At 46.3% G+C, this 3,494-nt stretch carries 2 protein-coding genes; both read left to right on the top strand.

Going from position 1 to position 3,494, the window contains the following annotated elements:
- The first annotated feature begins 371 nt into the window (after nt 1-371).
- Entirely contained in the window at nt 372-2,798 is a 2,427-nt protein-coding gene (locus ACJROR_RS13090) for a glycosyltransferase 61 family protein (protein WP_406547466.1), read from the top strand.
- 110 nt (nt 2,799-2,908) lie between these two features.
- A partial coding sequence (locus ACJROR_RS13085; RefSeq protein ID WP_406547465.1) for a hypothetical protein occupies nt 2,909-3,494 on the top strand: 586 nt, incomplete at its 3' end.

Raw genomic sequence — 3,494 nt, 5'->3', positions numbered from 1 at the left:
AAGGTATGCCATCAATGCCGACAAGCTGACCCGGGAACTGGGCTGGCAGGCGGATGAAAACTTTGATACCGGGATTGTAAAGACCGTAGACTGGTATCTTGATAATCTCCGGGACTGAGCGCTGTGTTTGCTGTTTCATTCCTGCGGAACGGCAGGCTGCTTCAGTTTCCGGATGCGTGCAGGAACGGAAATATTTGAGAATGGTTTTAAGCGTTTAAAGGTTTCATATCAAAATGTCTGAAATTTTCCAAAACGAAGCTGATGTCAGTCAGCTAAAAGAAAATAAGATTATTTTTTCAAATACAGAATTTATTAATACGCAAATTACCTTTGATGGTGTTAATAATTATATATTTATTCAACCGGGTTCTGTGTTTGATAATGTAAAAATCCAAATTTCCGGTAGTAATAATTTTCTGTATATTTCCAGATCTGCCAGAATTTCTCTGGATATCACTGTTTTCAATAATTCTGTTATCTATATAGGTTCTGAAAACTACTATAACGGCCCCCTCAGTATTTTTTGCGCCGAAGAGAGCAATATTTTTATAGGCTCGAACAGCCTGTTTTCCACAAATGTTTATATAGTAACTTCTGATGGTCACTTGCTCTATTCCTTGAACAGAGGTTTCAGATTAAACCAGGCTGAAGATATTTATATTGGAAACCAGGTTTGGATTTGCGATGATGTTAAGATATCGAAAGGAGCTGAAATTTATTCCAATGTCGTTATCGGCACTAAATCATTTGCCGGTACCGGTATTTGCTATTCAAATTCCGTATATGCGGGATCTCCGGTTCGCAAGGTGAGATCAAATATCTGCTGGCGCGGTAACTGCACCTATGCTTACCAGGCTCCGGATTTTGACAAGTGGTGCATCATCAGACAGCCTTCTTTCCGGGTACCGGAACATGGTGTTTCATTTGATTTTATCAGGCAAAGGTTTAATGAACTGAAGGGCAATCATACTAAGCTTCTTGATTATTTAAACAGCCCGGAGTTTCAAAAGCAGTCTGCAGATCTCTATGCTGATGGCAGAACTGCTGATTTAAGCTCGGTAAAGCGTATTTATGCGCTGAACACCGCCCAGTGGAAAAAATTGTTTAATAATCGCTTTATAAACAGCGCTGCTCTGTCAGTCAGCGAACAGACGGACGGCTTCATACTGCCGCCAAAATGTCTCAGCAAACAGAAGGGAAATTATGCGGGAGGTGTGGCTGATGCCAGTAAAAAGCTCATTGCCGGGTTCAGACGACACCATGCGAGACAGTATTATTACAGCTGCGAGAGCTCCTACAGCTTCGATCCGGTTTCCTGTGTCTCCGTAAATGAGACCGTTATTTTTGGCGGTATTCTTGTTAATCATTTCGGACACTTTATGCTGGAGGGCTTTTCCAGACTCTGGTATCTCATTAACCACCCGGCGCTGATTTACCGTTATCGGGTGGCTTTTGGCGTCATAAACGGCGTCGCTTCCTGGTTTAATGCTTTTCTGGAGCTTGCGGGCATTCCCGCTCAGCGTGTTCTCTTTGTGGATAAGGTGACCAGATTCAGCAAAATTATTATTCCTGATGAATCCATTATGTCGTGGGATTATATTCATCCGGAGTACTTTATTCCCTATGAGAAGATGATAAGCGAGGCCCGCAAAAAGCATGCCGGCAGGGAAGCATTTCCAAAAATCTATTTGAGCAAAAGCAGCTATTCCGCAGGCTGCCGCTGTATCGGCGAAGAGTATTTCGAGAACTTTTACCGGACGAAGGGGTTTAAGGTCATTTATCCCGAAAAGCGCTCCATTGGCGAAATGATTTATCTCATGAGCTGCGCCAAAGAGGTTGTTACCACCATGGGGACGCTGTCCCACTATTTTCTGTTCGCCGGCGAAGGCACAAGATGCGTGGCTCTCACGAGAACGCATGATGATACCCTGTACCCCCAGGCCCTTATCAACACGGTGAAAAATCTCGACTGGTATATCGTGGATGTTTCCCAGAATTTCTTTTACGCCATTCGCGTTGCCGGGATCAGTCTTTTGGGGATCACGCAATCGTGGAAGGATTTTGTGAGAGATCGTTACGATGAGGAGATTACCGGAGAAACAGATTCCCGCTACATTTTTGAGTACCTGAAGTCCTTTTACCAGATGTATAAAGATCCCGCCATGTTTAAGAATATCAACAGCATGGGTATGACAGATGTCTTTAAACGTCTGGGAATGCTGTTTTTCGGGGAAAGCTTTTCTTATGAGGATAAAGCTGTTAAGACGGATTACCAAATCAATGCCGACTGCTGTAAATATCGGCTTGATCTTCTTAAAGCGCATCCGGATCTTGCAGATGTCATAGATTCCCGGGCCGTCCTGAAATATTCCGGCCATATATCAGGGATTGGAGATTCGCCGTTTGTTATTGAGAATGCCGAGCTGGGCTCCCCGAGTAAAGGCAATCAGATTGAAGGGCTGATTATAGATTTTGCGTCCGGACAAGCCGATCTCAGACTGAAATATGCCGTGCTTTCCAGTAATAACCGCTGGACAGCGATGATGGACGCAGGAAGCTTTGCGGGAACCCGGGGCAGATCGCAGCCTGTTACGGGCATACAGGCCTGTCTTTATTCTCCTGATGACGCCCGGACGGAGTCCTCAGGGGTAAGAGCAGGGAAATTGACCTATGCTCTGGAGTACCGCATATTCAGTTCCGGCGTCTGGTCCTGCTGGGCCGTGAACGGCGAAAAGCTGGTATCTCCGGATAACCGCCCGATTTTTGCTATTCAGATGAGGCTGATTTCAAATCTTTAGATGCTGCCGCGGCGTAATGCGTTTTTTTGGCCTCCGCTTCAGGCGCGCATGCGGTCAGCCTGAGGGCGGGATCGGATTAAGGTGTTTTATCCTTTTGGTGGATGGTTCGGATGTTTGGATTTATAAATAAGAAAAAGACCAATGTGGTAAGAGATTTAAAGAAAGAAGAAAGTGAGATTCGCGCCCGAACCCGTAGCAGCGCTGCTCTTGCTGAAAAGCTGCGCCTGCTGGCCAAAGATGCCGAGGCCAGCTATCCTCAGGATGCGCTGCGTCTCATGCAGGAGTCCAATGAACTGGCGCCGCATGTTTCCAAGCAAAAATGGATCGGCTTCCGGCTTTATAACCTTGGCAATCTTGAAGAGAGCTATGCCATTCTTTCCAAGCTGCCGCAGGAATGCTTCACCGCCGCTTCTGAAAAGCGCCGGCTTCAGTGCATTCTCTACGAATATGCGAGCCGCGGCGGAGATGATGCCGGATCTCAGAGTTCGGTATCTGCGAAAAGTTCCGCCGAATCCCGGACGGAGCAGACTGATTTCTCCGGAGCAGCTTCGGCATCTTCCGAAATCGTGTTTTGCAAAGGGCAGAGGTTTTATCAGAAATCGGGGCGGACGGTGGCTCTGATCTCTGATGAGGAATTTCAGGTTCGTTTTGCGGATACCGCCTGTCTTAAGTACATAAGCCTTGCTGATAGCATGA

The sequence above is a fragment of the Succinimonas sp. genome (assembly GCF_045225735.1).
In the GTDB taxonomy this organism is placed as follows: domain Bacteria; phylum Pseudomonadota; class Gammaproteobacteria; order Enterobacterales; family Succinivibrionaceae; genus Succinimonas.
This window is presented reverse-complemented; position numbering and strand designations above follow the sequence as displayed.